This is a genomic window from Streptomyces collinus, from assembly GCF_031348265.1.
GTDB classification, from domain to species: Bacteria; Actinomycetota; Actinomycetes; order Streptomycetales; family Streptomycetaceae; genus Streptomyces; species Streptomyces collinus.
Map to the genome: position 1 here is coordinate 14056 of NZ_CP133771.1, position 25682 is coordinate 39737.

The 25682-nt window shown below is 66.2% G+C and carries 14 protein-coding genes and 2 pseudogenes; 8 read left to right on the forward strand and 8 right to left on the reverse strand.

Annotated elements, in window-relative coordinates; translation table 11 throughout:
- Nucleotides 1–17 precede the first annotated feature (17 nt).
- From RFN52_RS00040 to RFN52_RS00055, 4 genes are read right to left on the reverse strand one after another with little or no spacing between them, the layout of a single operon-like run.
- Nucleotides 18–1349 (reverse strand): AAA domain-containing protein, encoded by a 1332-nt coding sequence (locus RFN52_RS00040; protein WP_311240817.1) that lies wholly within the window; start codon nucleotides 1347–1349, stop codon nucleotides 18–20.
- Nucleotides 1346–2860: a hypothetical protein gene (locus RFN52_RS00045; protein WP_184854688.1), complete on the reverse strand. Its 1515-nt coding sequence runs from the start codon at nucleotides 2858–2860 to the stop codon at nucleotides 1346–1348. The genes RFN52_RS00040 and RFN52_RS00045 overlap by 4 nt, the downstream gene beginning before the upstream one ends.
- Complete coding sequence (locus tag RFN52_RS00050; protein WP_184854687.1) at nucleotides 2857–3990, reverse strand: hypothetical protein; 1134 nt, start codon at nucleotides 3988–3990, stop codon at nucleotides 2857–2859. The genes RFN52_RS00045 and RFN52_RS00050 overlap by 4 nt, the downstream gene beginning before the upstream one ends.
- A 32-nt stretch (nucleotides 3991–4022) precedes the next feature.
- A complete protein-coding gene (locus RFN52_RS00055) occupies nucleotides 4023–4883 on the reverse strand; it encodes a hypothetical protein (protein ID WP_184854686.1) in 861 nt (286 codons plus the stop codon).
- A gap of 134 nt (nucleotides 4884–5017) precedes the next feature.
- Here RFN52_RS00055 and RFN52_RS00060 point away from each other — a divergent pair, with 134 nt between their 5' ends.
- A complete protein-coding gene (locus tag RFN52_RS00060; protein WP_184854685.1) occupies nucleotides 5018–6304 on the forward strand; it encodes a metallophosphoesterase family protein in 1287 nt (428 codons plus the stop codon).
- Nucleotides 6301–9483 carry an AAA family ATPase gene (locus RFN52_RS00065; protein ID WP_184854684.1) on the forward strand — a complete coding sequence of 1061 codons (3183 nt, stop codon included), beginning with the start codon at nucleotides 6301–6303 and terminating at the stop codon, nucleotides 9481–9483. Before RFN52_RS00060 ends, RFN52_RS00065 begins: the two co-directional genes overlap by 4 nt.
- A 74-nt stretch (nucleotides 9484–9557) precedes the next feature.
- On the opposite strand, the gene RFN52_RS00070 is transcribed toward RFN52_RS00065, so the two are convergent.
- Nucleotides 9558–10350 (reverse strand): IS5 family transposase gene (locus tag RFN52_RS00070; RefSeq protein ID WP_311241205.1). Its coding sequence is split into 2 segments (ribosomal slippage): nucleotides 9558–10032 and nucleotides 10031–10350, totalling 795 coding nucleotides; the frame shifts between segments, so codons are not numbered across the junction.
- A gap of 178 nt (nucleotides 10351–10528) precedes the next feature.
- Between RFN52_RS00070 and RFN52_RS00075 the strand changes: the two genes are divergently transcribed.
- Nucleotides 10529–11062, forward strand: a complete 534-nt coding sequence (locus tag RFN52_RS00075; protein ID WP_184854683.1) for a CbrC family protein — start codon at nucleotides 10529–10531, stop codon at nucleotides 11060–11062.
- A 5-nt stretch (nucleotides 11063–11067) separates the two neighbouring features.
- On the opposite strand, the pseudogene RFN52_RS00080 reads toward RFN52_RS00075, so the two are convergent.
- Nucleotides 11068–11370, reverse strand: a pseudogene (locus RFN52_RS00080) (transposase); the annotation flags it as partial.
- 303 nt (nucleotides 11371–11673) lie between these two features.
- Nucleotides 11674–13104: a carbon-nitrogen hydrolase family protein gene (locus tag RFN52_RS00085; RefSeq protein WP_184854682.1), complete on the reverse strand. Its 1431-nt coding sequence runs from the start codon at nucleotides 13102–13104 to the stop codon at nucleotides 11674–11676.
- A gap of 104 nt (nucleotides 13105–13208) precedes the next feature.
- Between RFN52_RS00085 and RFN52_RS00090 the strand changes: the two genes are divergently transcribed.
- From RFN52_RS00090 to RFN52_RS00105, 3 genes and pseudogenes are all read left to right on the forward strand, one after another.
- Entirely contained in the window at nucleotides 13209–14615 is a 1407-nt protein-coding gene (locus RFN52_RS00090) for an ester cyclase (RefSeq protein ID WP_311240818.1), read from the forward strand.
- A gap of 1312 nt (nucleotides 14616–15927) precedes the next feature.
- Nucleotides 15928–16593 (forward strand): annotated as a pseudogene (locus tag RFN52_RS00100) (IS5 family transposase).
- A gap of 446 nt (nucleotides 16594–17039) precedes the next feature.
- The gene (locus RFN52_RS00105; protein ID WP_184854680.1) at nucleotides 17040–22133 is read left to right on the forward strand and encodes a hypothetical protein; all 5094 of its coding nucleotides are present in this window, start codon (nucleotides 17040–17042) and stop codon (nucleotides 22131–22133) included.
- A 4-nt stretch (nucleotides 22134–22137) separates the two neighbouring features.
- On the opposite strand, the gene RFN52_RS00110 is transcribed toward RFN52_RS00105, so the two are convergent.
- Nucleotides 22138–22524: a hypothetical protein gene (locus RFN52_RS00110; protein WP_184854679.1), complete on the reverse strand. Its 387-nt coding sequence runs from the start codon at nucleotides 22522–22524 to the stop codon at nucleotides 22138–22140.
- Nucleotides 22525–22810: 286 nt separating this feature from the next.
- Here RFN52_RS00110 and RFN52_RS00115 point away from each other — a divergent pair, with 286 nt between their 5' ends.
- Both RFN52_RS00115 and RFN52_RS00120 read left to right on the forward strand, forming a co-directional pair.
- Nucleotides 22811–24217 carry a VMAP-C domain-containing protein gene (locus RFN52_RS00115; protein WP_184854678.1) on the forward strand — a complete coding sequence of 469 codons (1407 nt, stop codon included), beginning with the start codon at nucleotides 22811–22813 and terminating at the stop codon, nucleotides 24215–24217.
- Entirely contained in the window at nucleotides 24214–25674 is a 1461-nt protein-coding gene (locus RFN52_RS00120) for an SAV_2336 N-terminal domain-related protein (RefSeq protein WP_184854677.1), read from the forward strand. The genes RFN52_RS00115 and RFN52_RS00120 overlap by 4 nt, the downstream gene beginning before the upstream one ends.
- Nucleotides 25675–25682: the final 8 nt, after the last annotated feature.

The window sequence follows — 25682 nt, forward strand, 5'->3', positions numbered from 1 at the left end:
CTTCCGGTGCGGGGCGGTCAGGCGGCGGGGACGCGGTGCTGGGAGAGGTGGTCGAGGACGTGCTGGTGGGCTTCCCAGCCGTCGGGGAACTTGGCGGGGACGCCGAGGGCGACGGGCTCATTGGAGGGGTGGCGGTCGAGGAGGTCGGCGATACCGGCGCGGGCGACCATGATGCAGGCGTGACGGTGGCGTGAGGCCAGCACGCACAGGCGGCCGGCTTCGAGGTGGAAGGTGGAGGCGTCGCGGCGGCCGGAGAGGGGGTGCAGGACGATGGTGACGGCGAACTCGCGGCCCTGCAGGCGGTTGGCGGTGTCGGCACGCACTCCTCGGGCGTGGGGGCTGCGGTTGAGGAGTTGCTGGATGCTACGGGCCTGCTCCCGGTGAGCGGTGCCGATGGCGATGTCGGCAGGCTGCAGGCGCCGACCCGAGGGGTACTTCTCGCAGACGGCCTCGATTCCGCGCTCCAGGAGGCGGGAGGCCAGGGCGACGGTGGCGTGGGCGGCCTCGGCATCGATGCGTGCGGTGTGGCGGGGCGGGAGTTCGTGCAGGGCCCACCCGGTGCGTGCAGCTTCCTCGACAGTTGCATCGAAGGGGTTGTGCAAAGCGTTGATGGTGAAGGTGAGGGCGCGGGTGGCGGGGGCCGTGGCGGGCTGGAAGGGGGTGAAGGGGTAGAAGGCCCGGGAGACGATGCCGGCTGCTGAGGCGGGAAGCCGCCAGGAGACGGGCAGGGTGTGGGTGCTGGTGTCGTTGTGGTTCGTCAGGACGGTGACGGCGTTGTTGAGGGGGTCGTGGGGCAGCCCGGTCCACCGGGGAGTGCTGACGATGGAGAACGGGTCGAGTTGTCCGGGGTCGCCGACGAGGAGGGCCCGGTCGAAGAGCTTGGCGATCAGCAGGAGGGCGTCGGAGCGCATCTGGTAGGCCTCGTCGATGATGGCCCACTTCCAGCGGGGACCGTCTACGTACGCCCATTTCATGGCGGTTGCGATGATCACGTCGCAGGCGAGGACGTCTTTGATGTCTTTGCTGATGATGGTGTCGGTCAGGGCCAGGACTTCTTCGGGCGCCTCGTAGTTGTGCCCGGCGAGGCGTCCCAGGCGCAGCCGGGGCGCTTCTGGATCGGCGAGGCTGACCAGGAGGTCGTCGACCTGGTGGTTGGTCTGGGCGATGATGATGCACTGTTCGCCGGCGTCGGCAAGGGCACGGGCTGCGCTTACGACCAGGGTCGATTTCCCTGCGCCGGGGGGCGAGTCGACGACGAGGGGCCGCGCGGTGGTGCCGGTCAGTGCGGTCAGGACGGCGGTGACCGCTTGGCCGGCCAGTTCTGTGGGCGGGATCGGTGGCTGGGTCACGGCTGGGGCTCCTCGGTCTCCTCCAGGACAGCGGCCGGGTGGTTGTGCTGGGGGCCGCCGTGGGTCCAGGGAGTGTTCTCCCGGCGGGGGAACGGGGGCCGGCTGAAGAACTCGGGGGCGAAGGTCAGCTCGAGCAGATCACCGACGGCGGGGACGGAGTCGGTCCTGGGCTTGTTCACAGTGCCGGTGAGCGTCATCACTTCGAGCAGGAGGTCCGTGCCCTGGCCATGAGGAGTGATGGCACGTACGGCCATGTGCACGCGGGGGTTGTGGGGTCCGGCGAGCAGATGGCCGATGTCCAGGCGTACTGGGTCGGTGGTGTGCAGGGTCAGGCGCGGGCGCAGTTTGGGGCTTCGGGCGCCGGGGACGGTGTGGTGGGCGTCGACCTCGGTGACGGTGCCGGCGACGGCTTCTCCGGTGGTGCGCCGCTCGGCCATGAAGTAAGGGTCCTCCAAAGCGCGGTGGGCGTCGAAGGCTCCTTGGGCCAGTTCCATGCGGGCGAGCCGGCGGGCGGCGGAGACGGGATCGTCCTTGATGGGCTGGGGGCGTCCGTCGGCCGCGAGGTAGGTGGTGTAGGCAGTGAAGCGGTCGCGGTCGGCGGCCCAGCGGCGCTGCGCGTCGTGAGTCTGGGGCAGGTTGCGCAGCAGGCCGAGGGCGTGCCAGGCGTCGTCCCAGGTGGGCTTGAGGTAGTTGTGCAGGAGGGTGTGCAGCCGGTCGGTGAGCCTGATCATCGCGGCGGCGTTGCCTTCTTTGGCGGCGTCGTCGTAGGCCGTCAGCAGGGGGTCGAGTTCGAGGCTGTCGAAGGAGGGGTCGGTGGCCGGGCCGGCGGGCCGGTGCAGTTGGCCGTCGGGGCCGGGGACTTGGGGGTTTTCGGCATCGAGGGCGGCACGCAGGCCTGTTGTGCCGGGGGGAGGGTCGATCCAGGCCAGGAGGGCGGCAAGATACTCGTCCTCCAGGCGGCTCTGGCCCGTGATCCAGCGGGTGGCCAGCAGATCGGTCAGGGCCAGCAGGAGGGCGGAGCCGGGCTGTTCGGCGTGGTCGGCGAAGAAGGTGAGCCACTGGCCGAGGCGGCCGACGCTGCGGGCCGGGTCGCTACCTTCGGGCGGCTCGGTGAAACGCAGGGCACGGCCCAGCCGCCCGACGTAGGGAAGGGACCTTCGGTTGGCGACCAGGAGTTGGGGGGCATGGGTATGACGCTCGCGGGCAGGCTTCTTGCCTTTCGCGGGCAGGTATTCGGTGTTCTGGAAGCCTTCGATGTAGGTGAGGATGTGGCCGGCCAGTTCTTCCAGGAACGCGGCGGGCCGTCCATGGGGCGGTGCGACCAGGAGCTGGGGACGGTCCGGTTCGTCGCCGAACATGACGGCCAGCAAGGTCGCTTCGGTACCGGAGCGGTTGAGCGGCAGGAAGATCAGTGGCTGCTCGGCAAGGTGGAAGTGGCCGACCATGCTGGCGTCCTGCACTGTTTCGGTCTCGGCTGCCTCAAGGCGCAGCAGGGTGGACAGTCGGCTCATGCGGACTCCCGCAGTTGGGTGCGGACGGCGTGGGCGTGCCGGAGGGCGGCGGCCAGGTCGGCCTGGTCGGCGGCGGGGGTGCGGGTGCCGTCGGCGAGGCGCAGGGCGGTGCCGATGTGGTCGATGCCGCCGAGGTCGTCGCTGATGTCGCTGCCCAGGACGTCGATCGATCCGTCATCGCGGGCTTCGCCTCGGCAGACGTAGGCCAGGTCGCAGAAATGGCGGCAGGCAGGGGTGTAGCGGGTGGTGGTGGCTTGCAAGGCGGCGGTGAGTTCCTTGGGGTCGCGGGTGGGCCGCTTGTCCTGGTCGAGGATCAGGTCGAACGTGATACGGGCTGGCAGTGCGTCGAGGAGCGGTTCGACGCGGGTGAGCCGGTTGAGTTGCCTCGTGAGGGCGGCGATCTTCTTGCGGGCATCGACGACGCTGGCGGTGGGCCGGCGGGTGAAGTTGCGGGGCGTGACGAGGATGACGTCGTGGGAGACCCTGTCGCCGTCGATGCCTTCTTTTGCGAGGAGTTCGCGCAGGGCGAGGACGTAGGCGGCGGCCTGGGTGACGGCGGCGGCCACTTTTGTCCCGTTCGCCTGCTGGTCGACGACGGCGAAGGATTTGATCTCGATGATGTGGAAGACGCCGTCGATCTGGAAGGCGACGACGTCGGGCTCGAGGTAGACCGGGTGACCGGCGACGGTCAACTGCAGGATGGGGTGGTCCAGCAGTGTGCGGGCGGGGCTCGTGGAACGGAGCGCTTCCAGTACGGCATTGCGGGTGTGGATGTAACGCACCTGGGGGGTGGCGTCCTGGGTGCCGACCACCGCGAGGTCGGTGTGGGCGGCTTCAGGCAGCGGCAGATTCAGGACGTCACGCAGCAGACGCAGCAGTTCGGCGCAGCCATCGGCCTTGACCTGCTGTTCGAAGGTGGCTCCGCTCCTGAGAGCGAGGGAAGACTTGACGAGCGGGCGGGGTTTGCCCAGATGGACGGCGATGGCGTCCTTGTCGATACCGGCAGCGTCGAGCAGGGCCCGGCGGTTGCAGCCGGGGTTGGCGGTCAGGGCCGCGAGCGTGCGGGCGTCGTGCCCTTTGGCAGGGACGGGGCCGCGCAGCGCGACGAGCCGGTCGTTGAGCTGACTCACAGATCTTCCTTGCGGGGACAGGGCGCAGGCGGTCAGGGGACGGAGCGCAGGCGGCGGGCGGACTGGAAGGACCCTCCGAACAGCAGTGCCGCGGCGTCGAGTTGGCTGCGGGCACGGGCGGCAGCCTGGGTGCGGGTGGTGGTGTCGCTGGCAGTGTGGAGGGTGAGTTCATCCTCGGCGGCACGGCGCAGCAGGGCCAGGTCGAGGGGTGCTACGGCCGGGCCAGGGTGCGGCATGGGGGGCTGGGCACCGGGGATGTTCTGGGCGTAGCGCACGAGGAGTTGGCGGACGGGCAGCGGCAGGGTTGTCATGTCGAGGCGTTCGGCGGCATCCGCAATGTTCAGGGCACTGGTGAGGAAGTGGACGCGGGCACTGAGCGGGCCGACGATCCGGTGTTCCAAAGACCAGGTGCTGACGGTGAGCAGGCCGCGAGCGGGTGAGAGCAAGTCGGAGGTGAGCGCCGGGCACAGGTAGTAGGGGCGGGCACCGGGGGCGCTGCGGTAGGAGCGTTCCTCGTCACGGCGCAGGCTGGTCAGCCGGGAGGGGGCCAGCCCACCGGCGAAGAAGGCTTCATGGACGGTGCTGATGAGCTTGGGGGCGGCCGGCACGGCGAGCAGGGTCAGGACCTGGTGGACCTGTTCACGTGCGGGCAGCAGGGTTTGCGGCTCTGCGGGAGCGTCCTGCGCCGGAGCGCTGTTCTCGCCGCCATCGGAAGTGTTGCTCTCCTCGCCCTCTTCGGTCTGCGCGAAGAGGGCGTCCCAGGCGCGCTGGGCACGCCGCAGTTCGCCACGGAGCTGTTGGACCTGGTCGCTGTCACGGGCCAGTTGGGCACGCCGCATGGCTTGCTGCAGCTGATGCATGCGTTGTTCGAGTGCGTCCAGATGCTCGTGCATGGCCACCACTCTACCGTATTCCAAGGTTTTCCAGTCTTCTCCTGTGATTGCTGCTGTAGAGTCGTCGGCACTTCGCCAACTGCCGCTGCGCAGTGGGCATCGGGCAGTCCTGCCGTCACCGAGGAGAGCCGTTCATGAAAGCCCTGCACACATCCGACTGGCATCTGGGCCGCACCCTGGGGCGCCGCTCCCGGGACGAGGAGTTCGACGCCGTCCTGGCCGAGATCATCGCCATAGCGGAGTCCGTGCAGCCGGATCTGATCGTGCACAGCGGCGACCTGTTCGACACCTACCGGCCCGCCCACAAGGACATCCTGCGCGCGATGCGCTGCCTCGACAGCCTCGCGAGCATCGCACCCACCGTGGTGCTGGGCGGCAACCACGACTCCCCCGAACTCTTCGACCTGCTGGCCTATGTGTGCACGCTGCGGCCCGACGCCGACCAGGGCCGCCTGCACTTCGTGCACAGCCGGGGCGACACGGAACCGGGCACCGTGCTCGACTTCGACAGTCACGACGGACACGAGCGCATCCGCCTGGCCGCCCTGCCATACGTGCACCCCAACCGCTATCTGCATCTGTTCCCCGGCTTCGGGACCACCGAGGGCGCCTACGCGGCCGGTCTGCGGGAACTGCAGGACGGGCTGCTCGCCCGGCTGCTCAACGGTTACGACCCCGGCCGCGACGTGCTGCTGTTCACCGCCCACCAGTACGTGGCCAACGCCGTGCCCTCCTACAGCGAGCGGATGTGGGAGGCACGCGAGCCGTATGCCACCGCCGCGGACGCCCTCCCGCAGGTCGCCTACTGCGCCCTGGGACACATCCACAAACCCCAGCCCGTCGGCAGCGGGCGTCTGCCCGCCCGCTACGCCGGCAGTCCCCTGCAGATGGACTTCGGCGAGAGCGAAGAGACCAAAAGCGTCACCGTCGTCGACGCGGCCCCCGGCCGGCGCACGCTCACCACCCCGCACACACTGCGCTCCGGACGGCGCCTGGCCCGCTTCGACGGCACCCTGGAGGAACTCGGCGCCGCTGCTGCCCAGTACACCGGCGTCTACCTCAAGGCAGTCATCCGCACTGACGAGCCAGTCCCCCGGCTCGGAGAGCGGATTGCCGACCTGGTACCAGACGCTGTGCTGGTGGACTTCGAGGAAGAGTGCGCGGCCACCCGGGCCACCGTCCTGTCGGGCGCCGACGCGGCCGACGACGGGCAACTCGACGTCACTGCAGCGTTCAGCGCCTACCTCGCCGGTGCCGGCACCCCCGGGCAGCACGCCGACGAGGTCGTGGCCGCGTTCGCGGACCTGCTGAGCACACCGGACTCCGGCCTTACTCCCTGCCCCGCCGAGCATCTGCTCGCCGAAGCCATCGCCAGCCCCTGGACCAGCGCCGCACACGGCGGTACGGAGACCACCTCATGAAGATCGTCCGCCTGACCTTCTCGGGGGTCCGCAGCTACCCCGGCACCTGCGAGATCGACTTCACCGGCAAGACCCTCGTGGGCATCCTCGGCGACACCGGCGCGGGCAAGACCAGCATCCTGGAAGCCATCGCCGTCGCCCTGTACGGCAGGTGCTCCTTCACCGACCAGACGGCCCAGCTGCGCTCCGACGACTGCCAGGCCATGAGCGTCGACCTCGTGTTCCGCGTGGACGGCCGTGAATGGCGGGCACACCGCGTCTTCCACGCCACCCGCGGAACCCAGGCACGGCTGACGGACCCGGACGGCAAGCACACCGACGGCGCACGCGCTGTCGACGCGGCCGTCCGCGAACTCCTGGGAATCGACTACATCACCTTCAAATCCTCCGTCCTGGTCCCGCAAGGACGCTTCGGCGACCTGCTCAACGCACGTGACGCCGAGCGTGCCCGCATCCTGAAGTCCCTCTTCGGTGTCGACGAGCTGCAGCGGGTACGCCAGCTCGCCGACGGAGCCGTCAGCCGGATCAAGGACCTCATCAGCCAGGCACGGCAGGAAGACGCCCGGCTGCTTGCCGACCCGGGCGCTCAGGCCCAGGCAGACCGGCAGCGGCACGAACGAGCCTTCCTCGGCGCCTCAGACCTCGACGACCGGCTGGCCGAACTGCGCCGGCTGCAGACCGAGGCCGCACAGACGTCGCAGCATGCCCGCCTCAGTGTGAAGGCCGCTGCCGAACTCGCCGAGCGGTGCGTGGCCGACTACGGCCGCATCACGGCCTCTGTCCGGCAGGCCCAGGAAGAACTGCAGCAACTGCAGGAAGCCAACGCCGCAGCCGAGACCGCCGTCCAGAACGGCCTCACGGCTGTCACTGCCGAGCAGGAGAGGGCCGTCGCAGCGGGGCTGGCTCCCGACGTCCTGGCGGCAGCCGCCCAGGTTCTCGGGGACATGCCCGGCAGGCTCAGCACCCTTGCGCAGGGGCAGGCGGAGCACGCCCAGTTCCTGGACGAGCTCGCGAGCGAGGAAGAGGCCCTGGCCCGGCGTGCCGACGAGCTGAAGAACGCCGAGACACACGTCGCCGAGCTGGGTGCACAGGCGCAGGACACCGACGAGGATGCCACTGCCGCCAACGAGGTGCTGCAGGCACTGACGACCGCCGTCCGGCACGCCGGCGAAGCAGCCGGCGTACTGGCCCTCCAGCGTGCCAACCGCGCCACTTCCAGCAAGAGGCTCAGTACCCTCCTGCAGGATCCTCCCGGTAGCGACCCGGACAAGGCGCGGGCCGCGGTGGTCGCGGCGCAGGACGTGCTGGACGGCATCCGGCGCCAGGAGGCCGCACACACCGCGGGCGATGGACTGGTCCCAGGGGACGGCTGCTCCGTCTGTGCCCGACCACTGCCCGACGACTACCAACCGCCGCAGCCGCAGGACGACAAAGCCCTCGCTCAAGCCGCGGCCGCGGTAGAGAGTACCTCCGCCGCGCTGAGCAGCGCCGAGCAGGAACACGCCCGCCACACGCACGAGGTCGAGGGGCTTCAGCGGACCCTGCAGGAACACGAGCAGCAGGTCAAGGAAGCCGCCGCTCAGCTCGAAGCGTCCCTTCCTGCGGTGCGTGAGCAGGCGATGGAACTCGCCTCGCGCACCGACCACCCCCAGCCGGCTGCGTTCGCCAAGGAGTTGGAGACCGCGGTCGCGACATCCCTTGCCCGCCTGACCGACGGCGCACAGCCAACTGCCGTCGAGCGGGAGACCTTGACCGGTGTCCTCCTACAGGTCGCCCGCGGCCGTGTCGTTCAGCTGCAGGAAGCAGCCGATGCCGGCAGGAGTGCGCTGGCACAGGCAGAAGCCCAACTGGGCGCGGATCGCACTGTGCTGGAAAAAGCCACACAGGACTCAGGCAAGGCCCGCGAGCAGGCTGGAAAACGGAGCGAGCACCTCAAGAACGAGCAGCGCAGCCTGCTGGCAAGCCTGTCCGCAATGCCAGAACCCGTACGGACCGCGCTGCCCCCACCTCCGCAGCTGCCCACCGCCGATCATCTGGCAGCCGCGGCCGAGGCAGTGCGCCACGAACAGAGCCGCCAGCAGGAACTGGCCGGACAACAGGCCCAACTGCAGACACGTGCGCAGGAGCTGCTTGTCGAGCAGAGCGAACTGGCAGGACGCCAACAGCGAGAGGTCACTGACCCTCTGCATCAACTCGAAGTACGGCTGCAGCGCTGGGCGGATAGCGCCAGCAGCGCAGCAGCACTGGTCGAGGAGTCCGCACGCCCCGCACTGCCTCCCCCAGGCGTGGCCAGCAACCCTGCAGCTACGGAGGAGTACGCCGCAGCTCTGAAAACCGCTGGCACGCTGCTGCTGACGGCACTGGACGGACACGACACCGCGGCCCGCGCGGCCATGGCGGAGCTGACCACACGGCTCTCTGCGCATGCCCAGGAGGTGGCGGTCGCCTACCCCAGCACCACGATGCTGCAGATGTCCGGGGAGACGGATCCTTTGGACCCCACCCTCCTCGACGGCCTGAGCAGCCACGCCGGCACCCTGCGCAACGAAGCCGAACGCGCCCTCAGCAACGCGGAGAAGGCCGAGTCCCAGATCCCCCACAAGGAACAACTGGCAGATGCCCTGGCCGCAGGCGAACGCCAGCTGGCTGCCTGGCAGGCGGTGAGCACCCATATGACGGACGGAAAATTCCTCGGCCACCTCACCGACCTGCGCACCCGTGCTCTGCTCGCGCACGGCAGTGAGCTGCTGCAGCAGCTCTCCGGCGGACGGCTGGGTTTCGCAGACGACTTCGACATCGTTAGCCTCACCAGCCATACCCGCCGCAGCTCACGCACCCTCTCCGGCGGGGAAACCTTCCAGGCATCGCTCGCCCTCTCCCTCGCGCTGATGGAGATGCACGGCCGAAGCGGCACCCGCATGGAAAGCCTCTTCCTCGACGAAGGCTTCGGCACCCTGGACAGCGCTTCCCTCGATAGCGCCCTGCAGGTCCTGCGCACGCACGTCGGCACCGACACACTGCTTGCCGTCATCAGCCACCTGCGTCCAGTCGCCGAGACGGTGCACGACGTGCTGTGGGTCGAAAAGGACCACCGCGGCTCCCAGGCACGCTGGCTGAGTGCGCCCGAACGCGACAGCCTCGTCCGTGACGATTTGCACAACCTCGCAGAACTGGCATGACCTCGCGGACGGGCCTGCTCCCGTTCAGAATGCCCAGCGAGTCTGGCCGCCCGCCGCACTACTTAGACCGTGTCCTACGTGGTGAGGCGGACGAGCCGTTTGTAGCAGCACAGAGCGGCGGCGAGTCCGAGAAAGGCCAGGTAGTTGCGGGGATTGCGTTCGTAGCGTGGGCTGAGTCGGCGGTAGCCGGACAGCCAGGACATGGTCCGCTCGATGACCCAGCGGCGCCGCCCTAATCGTTCGCTGGATTCAATGCCTTTGCGCGCGATGCGCACTCCGATCCGCTTCCATCGAAGCCATCTACGCAGGTCGGCACGGTCGTAGGCTTTGTCCGCGTGCAGGCGCTGAGGCTTGAAGTACCGGCCGTTGTGAGGGTCGTGTCTCGTTTGGTGACCCTCGATCATGGGCTTCAGCCCTTCGCTGTCGTGGGTGTTGCCGGCCGAGACGCCGACGAGGAGAGGCAGTCCGTTCGCGTCCGACAGGATGTGCATCTTGGAACCCGGCTTGCCCCGGTCCACGGGGCTCGGACCTGTGTGTTCGCCCCCCTTTAGCCCTGACGTGCGCTGTGTCGAGAACGACGCGGGTGACGTCGATGAGGCCGGCGTCGTCGAGTCGGTGCAGCACGGCCTCGTGCAGGCGGCCCCAGACACCGGCTCTCGACCAGATCAGGAAGCGGCGGTGAGCAGTCGACTTCGATATGCCGAAGCAAGGCGGCAGTTGGCGCCAGGCGCAGCCGCTGACTAGGACGTAGATGATGGCCGCGAACAGCGTCTCATCAGGCGTGTCCTGCGTTCCGCCGCCCTGCGGCCGCACTCGCGACGGTGGGATCAACGGCTTCGCGATCTCCCACAGCCCATCCGGCACGATCCAACTCCACGGTCCCCGAACGTCCGCCTCACCACGTAGGACACGGTCTTACAAGCTGTCTCAATTGGCTGGTCACGAGGAGTCCAACGCCGCGCTTGATCGGCGACCCGCTCGCGGACAGACTGCTCTCCATGGGATCAGTAGGCATGGCCACCAGGGCACAGATCGGGAACCGGCGATGAGTGCCAGCCTGCCCTTCTTCCGCTATCACCCAGACCCTTTGGCAAGCGGGTCCATCCGCGCGGCCGCCGAGACGTGTGCCTGCTGCAAGCGCAACACGGGATGGATCTACACGGCCACCTTCTACACGGCACACGAGGTCAACGGACGCTTCTGTCCGTGGTGCATCTCAGACGGGAGCGCGGCTGGACGCTTCGTGGGTGAATTCACTGACTCCTACGGGCTCGACGGTGTCAGCGAGGACGTCTTGCACGAGGTCACCCGCCGCACCCCTGGCTTCCACGCCTGGCAGGACCCGCACTGGCTCGTCCACTGCCAGGACGCGGCCGCCTTCATCGGCGAAGTCGGATACACCGAACTGGCGGCGCACCCCGAAGCCCTCGACCAGCTGCGGACCGACATGCGCCTCGACGGCTGGCACGACGAAATCCAGCTTGAGCACTTCCTGACCCACCTGGGCGACGGGGCGACCGCCATGCTCTTCCGCTGCACCCTCTGCGGCACCCATCTCGCTTACGCCGACGCATCCTAGAAGCACCAGTCCAGCTCGCCGCGGACACCGAGCTCATCGAGGACCAGGCGGTGAAGCTTCGCCCACACCCTGGCCTTCGACCACTCCGTGAAGCGCCGGTGAGCTGTCGCTCCCGACGGCCCGAACGAGGCGGACGGCAACTGTTGCAAGGTGCAGCCCGAGGTGGCCACGAACGCGATCGCAGCCAGCACCTCCCAGTCACCATGCCGACGCCGGCCTCCGCCTTGGGGACGAGTCGGCGTCTCCGGCACCACTCGCTGGAACAACTCCCACAGCTCATCCGGCACCAGCCGCTCAATGATCCCCACCGCAGCAACCTATCGAACACGCCAAATGAGATTGGCTTGTAAGTCTGTGGGTTACAGACGGTCGGCGCGGTCTGCGCTATGTCGGAGGGGAGATACCCGATGGCGTTGGACTGACGGCTGAGGAGCGTGTCCGGCGTGAGCGGGGCCTGTTTGCGGTTGCCGATCGATCGAGGCGGGGGCCAGCTGACAGGCTGGTGGCCTGGTGATTTCGGGGGACGCGGATACCGGTGAACCGCTGGCGGCGGGCGATGGCCGCAGCTTACTTGCCGCGCGGTGACCCATTAGTTCTGTGTGGATCCCGCTTTACATGAGGAAGCATCGCGGTGTCAGGGCGTCTACGCGAGAATCGACGACCGCCAGGTCCTCTGGCAGGCCGATTTCCTTCGGGGCATAGCTAACGTAACTCTGGATGGGCCTTGTGCGCGCTGGCGTCGCGGCGAGAAGTGTTGGAGCCGGACAGTATGGATTGTTGGCGCAATGCTGTGCCGGGATGTATCGATGGATGGCCAAGCCGTTGCTGACAGCAACGGCGGCGCCAGCGTCCCGGGCAAGTTCTTCGGCGGCCCTCCCTGACCATCCCTTTTTGTGCATAGCGGCGGCGAGAACAGGGACAAGGACATGACTCACCCCAGCGACGGCGAGGGTGTGACCGGTCTTGAGTAGCCTGCCGACGTCTTCGCAGATCAGGATCGCGTACCGCCCGCTGTGACTCTCGAGGATGTTCAGCTTCTCGCCTTCGGCGATCCACTCACCTCGAGTCACTCCGCCTAGGTCACACCGAGATGGATCGCGCAGGTCGTACTCCTGCTGGCGGTCGGCGTCGAGGGTGAACCCGAACTGCTTGTCCTGTGCCAGTAGCTCTCTTCCGGTGCGGCGGTGAAGAAGGACGGCCCTATTGGGGGGAATGTCGGGAACACAAGGAGGAGGGCCGACGGATTTCACCGGACCCGTGCCGACCAGTATCCAAGTCAACCTGCTACCCGAAGGACGCCGCCCATTGACCATCACATCCCGCCAGATAGCCAGCAGATCATCATTCAGACTCGCCTCCGGCAGGATTCCCAAGTGCGCCTTGCTGTCATCAAGTTCGGCAAGGGCGGCCTTGATGTGGCCTCTCAGACGGTCTGTTCGTGGGGCAACGCGGTACCGGTCTTCACCCTCAGGGCCCCAATCCAGGTCGTCCTTATCCGCAAGGAAGGGAAGCTGTGCAATCAGAAGCGGCGCTGTTGGCTCGGTCTCCGGGATGTCCTTCGCTCTGGAGGCATCCAGGTCCAGGACCGCCTTGGCATGCCTGACCTGCATGAGCTTCCACTCATTCTCCGGTATGCGACGGAGCACAGGTAGAAACTCATCCAACTGGTATCGCACGCGGTCGGGTCGGCCGCACATTGTGCGCGCGTACACAAGGGCGCCCTTGGTGCTCTTCGTGTTCAGTCGCCCTGTTCTCGTGAGGCGACCTCGGAGGACCTTTCGGCGCTGCGTGCTCAAGTCGTCCCGCTCGCGGTCGGCGTCCAGCAAGACCTGATGGAGGCCCAGCAACACACCGAAGAGCTTGACACTCGGTGCAGGGCCGGAAAGCCAGTTCGCTGGAAGAGCCATCCCGCCGGAACGTTCTACGGCCGACTGCACTCGCTCGGCGACACGGAGGGCATCGGGCCGCATCCGATCGCAGCGCGCCCCCGCGCACGGGGTCATTCGGTCATACGCCTTCACGTAAGCATCGGCGAGATCCATAAGCGCCCCACACTTGACACTCATATGACATTGGCGTCATAGTTCAAGCAGGTTCCACAGTCCATTTTATCCGTTTTGAGAGGCTTTGCCATGGGGTGGGTAGCATGATGAGCACTCTGCGTAAACAAGGGATCACCCCTGCAGACCGACGAGGGCTGCTGGACGAAGTTCACGATTGGACTGCCTTCCTGGGTGAGGAGGCGCCACACAGTGAGGATGCCGCTGACCGGTGGGCCACATCTGTTAGCCATTGGGTTGTGGACGCATGCTTGTTGGCCGACCAGGACAGCCTGCGTGCCGGCCTCGACGCACTACGGGACGCCTACGCCGAGCTGCCACCAGACCAGACTGCACCTGAGCTGGTCGGCATGGTCTCTGCTCTGGCTGAGGTAGTACAGGCTGCACTGGACAGAGCGGAGCAAGTCGTCTGGGAGCAGACCGTCGACCCCAACACGCATGCAGCGCGCATGCTCGTGGAGATTGCCAAGGAGCCTGGTTTGACCAATGCCATGCTCGCTGGACGCCTGGGTGTAGATCCCTCTGAGATCAGTCGAAACGGGCGCTTGCTTAACGCCCGAGGGCTCGCGTTCAACGACCGTAGGAGGCACAGCTCCTGGCGCGCGACTCCTAGGGGGGAGAGTGCCGCAGAGCGCGTAAGGAGCCGCACTGAGCGTGCTGAGCCTCTGGAAGAGGGGACTGTCCTCCCGGGGTCCAAGGATGCCGCCACTCGCTGGGCACACGCGCTCTCCCAAATCACCCAGCTGCATCAAGAAGCGCGCGGCGGAGCCGCGTTCGACGAGGGGCCGCAGAGGCCAGGCCTACTCCTCATCGACTGCAAGACGGCTAGGTTCAGCGAAGTGAACCGCCTCATGGACTCATGGGTCGAGCAGATCAAGGGCAAGCGCACCGCTACCCACAGTATCGTCGGCAAGGACCGTTCCGAGCCGGACCACTACGTGGAGATCGTCGAGTATCCGTCGTACGAGGAAGCGATTCGAAACCTGCAACTGCCGGAGACGAGCCGGATGTTCCGGGAAATTGTGGCTCTTTGCGACGAGAAGCCGGCACTGGTGGGCCTCGATGTGGTCCGAGACCAGCAGTACAACAAGGCCATCATCCACCAGTACTTCAATGAGGTCCTGAATAGCCGCAACCTCGACCTGATCGATGAGCTATTTCACCCCGACTACCAAGACCACGATCCCGCCAACAAGGTGGATGCGTATGGACCTGCCGGAGTAAGAGAAAAGGTCGCCGGCTATCTGTCGGCCTTTGACCTCCAGTTCAGGGATCTGGAACAGACTGCTGACGGCGACGATGTGACGACTCGGTGGACATGTCATGGAACCCACACCGGCGAGTACATGGGGTTTCCCGCAACCCAGAAGGAGGTGGAGATCACGGGTATCGCAATCCACCGCATCCGTGCGGGCAAGATCGCGGAGGGTTGGTGGAACTGGGACGTCCTTGGCATGCTGCAGCAACTCGGCATCGTTGAAGCGGCAGTTTGAAGGGCCTGACCGCGGCGCGACAGGCTCGGGCAACACGGCTGCGGCGAATCAGGCTGTACAGGCGCCGTGGGCCAAGCCGCCTCGTTCTGCGTGGCCGCGTCAGCGTGCCGTTCAGGTGGACCGCCACCTGCTCATAACCGATCTCCGGGCCCTCCACCGGTTCTACGGACCGCCTTTCCTTCCCTTGCTGACTCGGCACGCGGGCATCGCTAGCAAGGCCCTTCGGGGTTACCTTGTCGGAGACATGATCCTCAGCACCGGCCACATGAACCGGCTGGCTGCCGCTCGGGTGCGGCTCGGTAGTACGCCACCCGCGCTTGAGCAATTGCTGCACGTTCTGCCTCCCATGGCCGACTGGCACACCAGGCGGCATCCCGTGCTGCAGCCCGCGCCGCTGCACCATCCGCCAGCAGACGGATTCCCCAGCGGAGGCTCGGAAGTGGCGCCGACGAACACAAATCGGCCTGACCCGAGCAACAGCAGCTCGGCCGGGAGCTCGAGATCGTCCGCAGAGACCCTGGCCAGCGCGACTTCCAAGTGCAGCAGAAGCAGAGGGTGATCGAGCGCACGCTGTCGTGGATCACTGTCCACCGGCGCCTGGCTCGCCACTACGAGAGCGGCCCGGCTCACTCGGAGACCATGATCCCTCGGGCGACGATCGGGGTCATGGTCCGCCGCCTGACGGGGGGGCGACCCGCCACTCGGCCTGGCCCCAAACCGCTTACCCAGCTGCGGTGACTCACCAGAACGCCAGTACCGTGCTGCTGTGACCGTGACAATGCCGACCGCCGCGGGCTCTGGGTCAGGTCGTAGCAGAGGGAGTGCCAGGTACGTGCTTCTTCTCAGCCCCGGAAGTCTTCGGCAAGCGAGGTGAGGAAGGTGCCGAAGCCGTCGCCGTCCCAGGTCTGCACCGAGGTCTCGACAGTTTCCCCATGGCCCGGAGGCCCTGATGAGGAAGTCGAGCGTTGGTTCGTCCTCGAACGGGTCGCGTCGGCTGGGCGGCGCACTCTACGAGGTGAGTAGGTCAACCGCCTCATCGAGAATTGAGGCGCGAAGAGCGCAGGAAGCTCTGGACGCACAGGAACCGGATACTCGCAGGTGAGGCCAAAGACGGGCGGCGCAGCCAGCACGCGTGACGTCGTCGTGCCAGACTGGCGTCGGTGCCTGCCGCGCCTCCCCCGTCGCGGCAGGCACCTGCACCGCCGTGTTTGGCGTAGGCCACCCGCATGCGGTAGTGCCGATGTAGGCGCGGCGCTTGACCGTGGCTTAGAGCTCCTAACAGAAGCCGTTGATCATGTGACTTCCGGCTTGGATGGCCGTTGGTCTGGCCGTGGGGAAGCGTCAGTCGCGGCCGTGGATCGTGTCGGATGAACTGTGGTCGCTCATCGAGCCGTTGCTGCCCGCGCCAGCGCCGAAGCTGGTCGAGGGCCGGCCTCGGGTGCCGGACCGGCAGGCCTTCTGCGGGATCCGTCGAGGGCAGTGATCGACTCCTCCCACGTCCGGGCGGCCCGGCGAGGCCCAAAAGCGGACCCAGCCCGGTCGACCGCGCACGGCCGGGCAGCAAGCACCACGTCCTCACCGACGGCCAGGGCATCCCGCTCGCGGTGTCGCTGACCGGCGGAAACCGCAATGACGTCACCCAACTCCTGCCACTGATCGACAAGGTCCCGCCGTGGCCGGCGTCGTCGGCCGGCCCAGACGCCGACCTGACGCGCTCCTCGCGGACCGGGGCTACGACCACGACAAGTACCGCCGACTTCTATGGCAGCGAGGCATTCGGCCAGTGATCGCCGAACGGGGCCAGACACACGGCTCCGGCCTCGGTGTCTTCCGCTGGGTGGTCGAAAGGACCATCGCCTGGCTGCACGGTTTCCGTCGCTTGCGCATCCGCTGGGAACGACGCGACGACATCCACGAAGCCTTCCTCGGCCTCGCCACCTGCCTGATCACCCACCGCCACGTCCAACGCCTTTGTTAGGACCCCTTACGAGGTCAGGCGGATGAGCCTCCCGTAGCACCACAGCAACATCGTGGGAGGTCTGTAGCGCCGAAGATGTCCGTGCGCTGGCTGTGTCTGCTGCAACGAAGGCAGCCCAGATATGCTCCGCGCGATTGCTCATCCCGGCGGCGGAGTCGTCCAGCGGGCTCAGACTTGTACACGGGAAGTATGCCGATGCCTCTGCCCGTAGTACGCGATCTCAAGGGCGCCCACTCGACGGCTGCCGTGAGCTCCAGTTACTGCGTTCAAGACCGGTTCTCCTCTGGACCGACGGCCGTGTACGGCCGTGCACCCTCTTGATCGATCTCAGCTGCTCACACCCAAACGGGGGTAGCGAGAGGTGGAGTTGCGGGGTTTCGTCCTGCGTGCGTCCACGCTGCCACTACACTGACGGACCGTTATCACGTCTACACGGCGAGATAGTGATGCAGGGCTTCACGATGCCCGGGGGGTATGTTTTGGGGCAGCCGAAGATTTCATTTGACGCGGACTGTGGACTGGACGATACGGAACAGGCTCGCATCAAGGATGCCCTGCTGAACGTGGCAGTCAGCAGTGATGAGGGAGCTTCCGACCTCCAGTGCCGCGATCAGGGCAGGTGGCCCGCTGATGTGAAGTCGGTGACGGTGCACGGCCGGCTGGCCGGAGGGCGTGGCGGCGCGGACGTCCTAAAGATCAGTGTAAAACGCAAGAAGGGGGCCTTGTCCCTGCAGGTGGCCAAACTTCTGCCGTACGCCGAAGCCGTCAAAGAGTGGAACGCCTACAAGGATCTCAAGTCCACGTTCGACTCGTCGCTTTATGTTCCCATCGCTGCTGTAAGCCGGGCTGTTCACGATGAACGTGGGCGGGAACGCCCCCATAGTGTGGTGGTGTACCGCCATGTCAGCGCCTGGGACCACGCCCCGGGCAGCCTCGAGTCCTTGGAAGATCTCGTCGCGAGCGCCGTAGCGTCGCCAACACGACTGGCGGAGTGCTCCGACACCCTGACCACGGTACTGCGGTCACTGTCTTCGAACTTGTATGCCGCCACGTTTACTGAGGAAGCGGCTTTGGAGGGAGAGAACCGATCGCTCGGCGACGACCTCCGGCTGGAGGTCGACAAGGTTGAGGGCAGCGGTTCCGCCGTGCGGCTGGTGCATGGGAACCCCGGGCCTGATGACTCTTTTCCTCAGCCGTCGTCCTCAGAGGTTTTACGCAGCACGACCTCGCCGCCGGGGCCAGGCCGGTCCTTGCGGGCGGGCGAGCGAGCGGAGTTCACGTTGGAGAACATCACCGTGGACGGGACTTCAGTATGGGGCGACTACCACTCCACGCGGTTGCGTGTGGATCTTGTTGGGGCAGCTTCCCAGCCGCAGCAGGCCGGCAAGGTCCGTTCCGGTCGCACCATTGAGGTGCAGGGGCGGCTGACCGCGGTGCGTGCGGAGCAGTGGTCGGCGTTTCTGCAAGAGCACTATGCAGATGGGGACTCGTTCTTCGAGAGCGACAGTGACCAGACCCTGCGATTTGAGGGAGTAACGGTCGGGCACCCTCTTGCAGCTTTGCACGAGGTGCTTGTCGCAGATGCTGGTCCGCGGGCGCGGTCTGCCGTGCATGGAGACCTGAACCCCAGAAACGTGATCTTGTCGGGGAGCACTCCGTACTTGATCGATTTCGCGACCTTCAAGAGAGAACACTTCACGCTCACGGACGTCTCCTGGTTGGAGCTCTGCATTCTGCGTGACTGCATGGCGCACCTGTCGTGGCTGGAGATGGTCCGACTGCAGCGCTACCTCGGCCTTCTGACGCTGCTGCAGTCTCATCAGGAGGCTGAGGTGCTCACGAGGACAGCTGACACCCTGGCGCAGAGCCTGGCCGAGGACAATCCCGCTCTGGAGCGTTGTCTGCGGCTCCTTTGGCAGGTGCGGTGCGGTATTCGGGACGCGGTGCCAGCCGAATGCCATGAGCAGTGGTCGCGCCACTACTTCGAGCATCTGATTCTGTCGGCCTGCCGCACTTTCAAGTGGTCCTGTCCGGAGGCACCAGAGCGTGTGCGGGCGTCTGCGGCTGCCGCCGGGGTGGCCGGCGAGTTCCTGTCTCCGGTTGGCGTTCTGCGTCACTGGCGAAGTCAGGACCAGGAGTCTCTCGTGCGGGTTCTGCTCGCAGTCGATCAGGGTGACGCCGTAACCGGAAGCCTGCTTGCTGAAGCTGCGGCGACCATTACGGACGCCGCCCTTCACACAAGGGTGATCAAGCGATTATCCACAGGGCCTCTGCTGGAGGTCCGGCGCGCTCTGCATCAGCGCTACATGGCTGCCGCACGGACGGAAAACAGCGTGTGGGGCGGCGACGACACCTACATCCGCATGGAGGGACGTCAGCTCCAACCGGGAGAAGCCTACGTGCGGCAGGGGCACGGAGCTTTGACTGTGCAGGGTCAGGACTGCTTGGCTCTCCTGGAGCAGCACCCGGCGGCAGTGTTGCTGGCGGAGCCGGGGGGCGGCAAATCGAGAATCACGCGTGAGCTGCGTATACGCGCGACCGCTGATCACCATGCGGTGCCGAACAGGCCGCTGCTGCCGCTTCAGGCCACTGCATCGCAGATCATGGAGTTTTTGCAGCAGCGTCACAGCGCGGAACGCACGGTAGCGAAGTTCCTGCTGCAGCTGACCGATGTGGGACAGGCACTGTCGGAGGACCAGCTGGGACATCTGATCGCTCTAGGTGCCGTCCATCTGACGATCGATGACCTGCACGTGGTCGCCGAGCGAGACCAGCGGAAGATCCTCGCCTGGATCAAGCGGGTGCGGGCTCGCCAGCCCCGGTTGCGTCTGCTGGTCTGTCAGCGTGCAGGTGATTTCCATCCGAGCGTGCTCAGATGGCCGACAGTCGTGGTCCACACAGTTCGTGAGGACGCGGCACGAACGTATGCGACCGAAGTGTTACGCAAGCGCCGTCAGGACGGCTGGCAAGAGCCCCTGGCAGAGTTGGAGAGCCGTCTGTTCGCGGACCCGGGTGCGGCAGCGCTGCGAGGCCTAGCGGGCAAGCCGCAGTTCCTGCGGCTACTGGTTCACCATTTCGTGGAGACGGGGCAGGTACCAACCAATCTTGGTGGGCTGGTCCGCAAGTACCTGGACAACCTGTTGGACAGCGCTCCGGCGAAGAAGATCAGTTCCGACAGACTGCTGGGAGGACTTGCCCGGCTGGCTGAACAACTCGGCTCTGCTGGCTCCCTTGAGCGGCAGCAGGCCTTGGACGCGCTAGACGGCACCGCCCGGGCGTCCAGTACTCAATCATGTACTGCGCAGGAGCTGCTTGCCGCATTGCTGGTCACCAGCGTCATTGTCGAATCCAGCAGACGGATCAGCTTCCGTGACCCGCTGGTGCAGTCCTACTGTGCGGCTATTGCACTGCAGCAGTACCCAGCGGACCAGTTGACACGGGTACGAGAACTGATTTTGCGTCATGGATGGCGGGAGACCGCAGTACTCCTCGTCGCCGATGAACACACACACCCGCGCACCGTACTAACGGTGGTGGAAGCCGGAGTCAAAGCCAGTGCCTGGTACGGCGCGCTGCTGTTGCAGGCGGCACCAGAGCCATGCACGCGCGAAGTCCACGACGCCTTTCTTCGCCACCAGTATGAGGTACTGCGCTCGCCCTACAGCGGAGTTCCCGCGTGGAAGAAATCTGCTTACGCCCTGGCTAAGTACGCCGTGCCGTCAGCTCAGAACGTGCTGGTCAGGGCCGCCTCAGCGCCCGAAAGTGCCGCAGAGGCTGCGCAAGCGGCGCTGGACGGCCTGGTAATGATGCACCAGTGGTCCGTACCCGGTGCCACACAGCACCTGACGGACGTCATCAGCGGCCTCCTGGACGAAGCGGGCCAAAGAAGTACCGCAGGAGGTGACATCCGCGTCGTAGTGCAGGCCCTGCGCAGCATCCAGGTGGCACGGCTCAACGAGTTGGCTGGCCATGCATGGGCCCGCGTAGATCCCAGCCAGCCCTGGGACGTTCTGCGTCAAGCCTGGCAGGCCCTGAGGCAGCTGAACGTGCGTCCCGATAGGACCCGCCAGGGCATATACGCGCAGGCATGTACATCACAGTTGAGCGCGCTTGATGCAGCGTTGCGCATGACGGCCGACACCGCGACGGCTGACGCACTGAACGCCGAACGACTGCAGGTGCTCGAAGAATTGACAGCCGTGGGGGCTGTGGAGACGCTGCTGGAGTACCGGTTCCGGGCCGGACTAGCCGAGTGCCCCGGATGGGGCGAGATGCTGCAGGCAGCTGTCACGGCCCGACGGGCCGACGCGCCGGCCGCCTCAGCGGTTTCGGCACTGCTCGACGACAGTGTCCTGGGCGCCGTGGGCTTTGGCTGCGATCAGTGGAAACAACTCCTCATCGTGGGCGATGAGGGCCTGGCAGCCATGGCCGCCCATTACATTCTCGCGGCCAAGGACGTCGTGAGTGTGGACCTGCTGGCTGAGGTGGCAGCTCACGGCACCGCATGGTCGTTGTCGGTGGTGGCCGCATTCCTGCACTGCTTGCCTCCTGATGGACATAAGTCACTGGAACAACTGCTAGAACCGTTCTTGGTCGGCATGGACGCGGACATGGTGGAGGCGGTCTCCAGTTTCGTCAGCGCTGCCGAAACCCTCAACCAGGACACCGGTCGCCGTCTGGCATTGCGCGTGCAGCAGGCTCTGGCTGCACAGGGCCTGGTACAGGAGGCCCTGCACTGGCCGTGGTGCACGACCTGGCGACGTGCGCTGCCGCCGCGGGCGGAGATCCCGCTGTTCCTCCACGAGCAGAGCCACTCGCCTGCGTGGCGGGCACAAGGGCTCGATGCCTCATTGCTGTCCCTGTTGGGCAGCGCAGACGTCCTACTCGATGCACCGTATGTGAAGCCGGTGTCTTTGACGCCCAGCCTGAGCGAACGTCTGGGGGATCTTAAACCCGCCACGGCCGACGGGGTAGCCGCTCACCGGTTTGTCTTGTTGGCCGCCAGCGTCGGGCTGCCGGATGAGCTGGACTTCGTCAGGCAGGTTGCGGTCGACGAGTACAACGTACGGACTGTGATCCGGCATGCACACGGTCACCACGGCCTCGTTGAAGTGACGCTGGCCGCCCATGCCGTCACCGCGATCGGCTACCTGGGCATGCTGGCCGCGCTGGAGGATCCCGACTTGGACGTTGCTCCGGTCATCGCCTTCCTCGAGGAGATGGGGCGCGACACCGGAGACATGCATCCCAGTATGGAACGGGCCCGGCTGATCGCCTTGGGTTACTGGGGCCAGTTGGCGCCGTTACTGGGAGCACTGTGCGCACGTGAGGACCCGATCCTGGCATCGGCCGTCCGCAACATCGTCAATCACTGGCTGCCGGGCCCGCGAACATCCACAGGCAAGGAGCCGTATTTCACCAAGGTGGCAGAAACACTATCCGAAGAGTTGCAGTCGAAACTGTTGCCGCCACAGACACGAGCACTGCTGACAGAGCTTCGTACCGGTATCGAGGACAGACTGGGGCGCTATGTCATCTGACGCATCACAGACCCATCTCCTTCTTGGCTGCATCAACGACCGCACGCCGCTGGGCAGAGGCCTCACCCAATGCGGTCTCCCGCGCCGGCCCCGGAGCGGCTTCCTGCACACTGCGCTGGCAGCGCAGCAGATCCTCCCCGGCCTTCACCACGTCCTCCGAGGCCAGCAACCGCAGCCGCGTCAACTGCGAGCGCATCTCCCGGTACAGCCTCAGTGTGGCTTCCAGTTCCGCACAACTCTGCTCAGACCGAGACCGCACCGCGTCGGAGTGAGCCCAACTGGCCTCCAGGAACGCCACAAAAGCGTCGGTCAGCGCATCTCTGGCCCACCGGTGCTGCTCTCGCCGGCCGCCCACCACAGTGGTCACGATCAGCGTCGCCAGACTCGTCACGGCGGCAGCCCAGGCCGCCCAGCTGCTTGCATCCCCCACTCCTTGATTCTTACCGATCCCTCTTCGTGTCCGCCCGGTAAATCAGCGGCCACATCAAAGGCAGCCGGTTTGTGCCTTGGCCGGAACGGCATGTTTACCCGAAAGTCGTACCAGCGGGGAAAACTACACAATGGGGATGGCAGGCCCGGATCTGTCACGGGGGGTGGAAGGCTTGGGGGCATCTAGCGCCGCCTATCACTGGCGGGCCCTTTGGGGCGCGGTGCCGCACAAGGCGGTGGAGAAAGCCATGGTCGAAGTGCTGCGTACGGCGCCATTGCTGTCTGAGGTACCAGCGCGCAGAGCGCTGGCCAGGATGTTGGCTCACGCGCTAGACCGCACCTTTTCTGGCGACGAGTCCGCCACTCAGCTTCCGGAAGAACACTTGTCCTGGATCGTGGCACGCTGCATGGAACAGGGCGAGCCCACAGAGGCCGCCGACGCTCTGGCACGCGTGGTCGGCACCGTGACCGGTGATGCCGAAGTCACGGCGCAACTACGCATGTTGTCTGACTTGCAACTGGCCCGTACCCGACTGGGTGATGAGGACCTGATTGTGCTCAGGCGGCTACTTCAGGGGCAGGCAACCTCTGAAGCGCGGGCTCTCGCCCGCGCCTGCCTGCATCCCTTCCCCGTGCACCTGCCCCAGCACTGTACGGATGCCTGGAGCGTGGCGCTGTATCTACTCCGGCGCAATGCCCTGCCCAACGGACTTCCGCTGTTCCTGGTCTTCCTGGAGCACCTGGCTCCCGTCCTGGACTCCTCAGCTGCGCAAGAACTGCGTTCCTGGACCGACCAGTACGCCCAGTCCCAAGAATTGCAAGAGCAGCTGACAGCATGCCGCCACAACGTCATGGCCGCACCAGCGCACCACCGCGAAAGCCGTGAGAGCCGTGTGATGTTCGTGCTGCTTGCGGACGGGCTGGGCGACGACCACTGCGTTCTTCAGGTTTGGCACCAGGATGGGCAAACCGCCGACGCACCCCCCGTACGGGACAGTGATGCACGGGTGCGCCGCCAGGATCTGGGCCCGCTCGTATACGAACGGCTGCAGCAGGCTATGGCCCATATCGGCCAGTCCGGCCCACTGACCATCGAGTTCTGGCTTCCATTCACCCTGGCCAACCTGCCGGTCGTCCAGTGGTGCCGGCCCGGTGCCGAAGGCCCGGCGCACAACCGGGTTGTGGTCCGCAGCTTGGACCGTCTGGAAACACCGGCGGCGCATTCTTCATGGCAACGCCGGTGGGATCAGATGATCTCGAGTTCCTCACACGAGCGAAACGCACACGAGACCCCTATGGAGCAGCCTGATGCTGCTCCCAGCGTCCAGCCCTCCGAGCCACTGCTGGTACTGACCGCTCCTCCGGACAGGGAAGAAGGTCAACAGCAGTTACTGGACGGCATCCGCTCCGGCGTGCCAGCGATTTTGTGGCACCGCAGCGACTGCAGCTCGGGCTCATTCCGCAAGTACGTGCGGGACCTCATCGACACGGGGCCACTAGCCGAACTGCCGGCACGCCTCGGACAGCTGCAGCAAAACAAGGACTGCCTGGGCTCCGAAGCGTTGAGCGACCTGACGCTGCTGTGGGACGACCCGACCCGGCCCCTGCCTGTTCTTAAGGCCCTCACCTCACCGGATGAGGTGGTAGCTCGGTGACGCTGTTCGACACTCAGCCGTGGCTCGTCACGGCAGCACCAGTCCCCGCTGTGGACGACCAGTGGCGCAACACGCTGACTCTTGCGCCGGTCTTTCGTGAACCACCTCCCACCTGGCCGACCGTCTCGCCAGCGGCAGCGGTGGAAGCGGCGACCTCAGCACTTAGCCCTTTCAGCCAGTTGGGAGGAACCCCTGCCCGCCTGGCCGCAAGCATCTACGATCCGCCCGAAGGCCTCGCCGATGCCCCCGCGGCGCCCGGTTGGGACCTCGTCCTGGTCGTCGACACCAGCCCCTCCATGACGGCTTGGTACCCGGTCGCCAACGCGATCGCCGCGTGCGCTCACGATCTGCCCTGCTTTCACAGCGTCCAGGTCGTCAAGATGCACAACCGCCGCCCCACCCACCGCTCCGATCTGTTCACCTCGGCAGACGCCCCCGTCCTGCACGTCGAACGCTTCTCGCCGGACCGCCCCAAGATCACTCTGGTGCTGACCGATGGTGTCGGAGCAGCCTGGCATCGACGTCTGCTCTGGGAAGATCTGCACCAGTGGGCCACCTCCCACACCGTAGCCATCCTCCACGTCCTGCCCCATCACCACTGGTCCTTGGCCGGCATCCCTACCCAGCCCATACAGCTGCGCGCCCCCCACCCGTGCTGTCCAAACAAGGACCTGGAAACAACGCCCACCACCGACAGCCAGGTCGCCGTTCCTCAAAGCGGCACTCTCACACCTCAGGAAAGCGTCCTGATCCCGGTCCTCGAGATCCGCAAACGGTGGCTCGATCAATGGACCCGCCTGCTCCTGACCGACTTCCTGGTCCACCAGCAAGCACTCACGATCACTACCCCCTCTCTGCGCTCCGTGGTCCCCTCCCCTACGCCGGCCCACGATGATGCGCCGGGCCCAGACCAACTCATCACCGACTTCCACACCACCGCCCCGGAGCACGCCTTCAACTTGGCCGTCCTGCTGGCGGCAGCACCGCTGAACCGCTTCATCATGCAGCTCATTGCTGCCGAACTCGCTCCCGCCGCCACCACCCGCGATCTATCCGCCGTACTGACCAGCGGACTCCTCGTGAGCGTCGAATCCCCCATCGATGATGACGATTCCTACGGCGGCATCACTTACGACTTCCTACCCGGAGTACGGCAAAGCCTTCTCGCGCTGGGCGAGTCCAGCCAAACCCACCGGGTTGTCTCCCTGCTGGAGACCTATCTCTCGCCCTTCGCCTCGGCCCTGAAGGGGATCAGCAGCCGCATGCGCTCCCCCACCGCACAAGCGCTCCCTCAACTCACCAGCCGCACCGCTCCCTACCTCGAAATCGAGCACTCCCTCCTTACCGCCCTTTCTGGCGAAACCCCACAACACCGCGCCGTCGCCCACGTCCTGCGTCAAAGGCTCGACGCGGCAGGACCGGCACCATCGCCAGTTGGCACCTCCACACGCACCTGAGCAGCTCC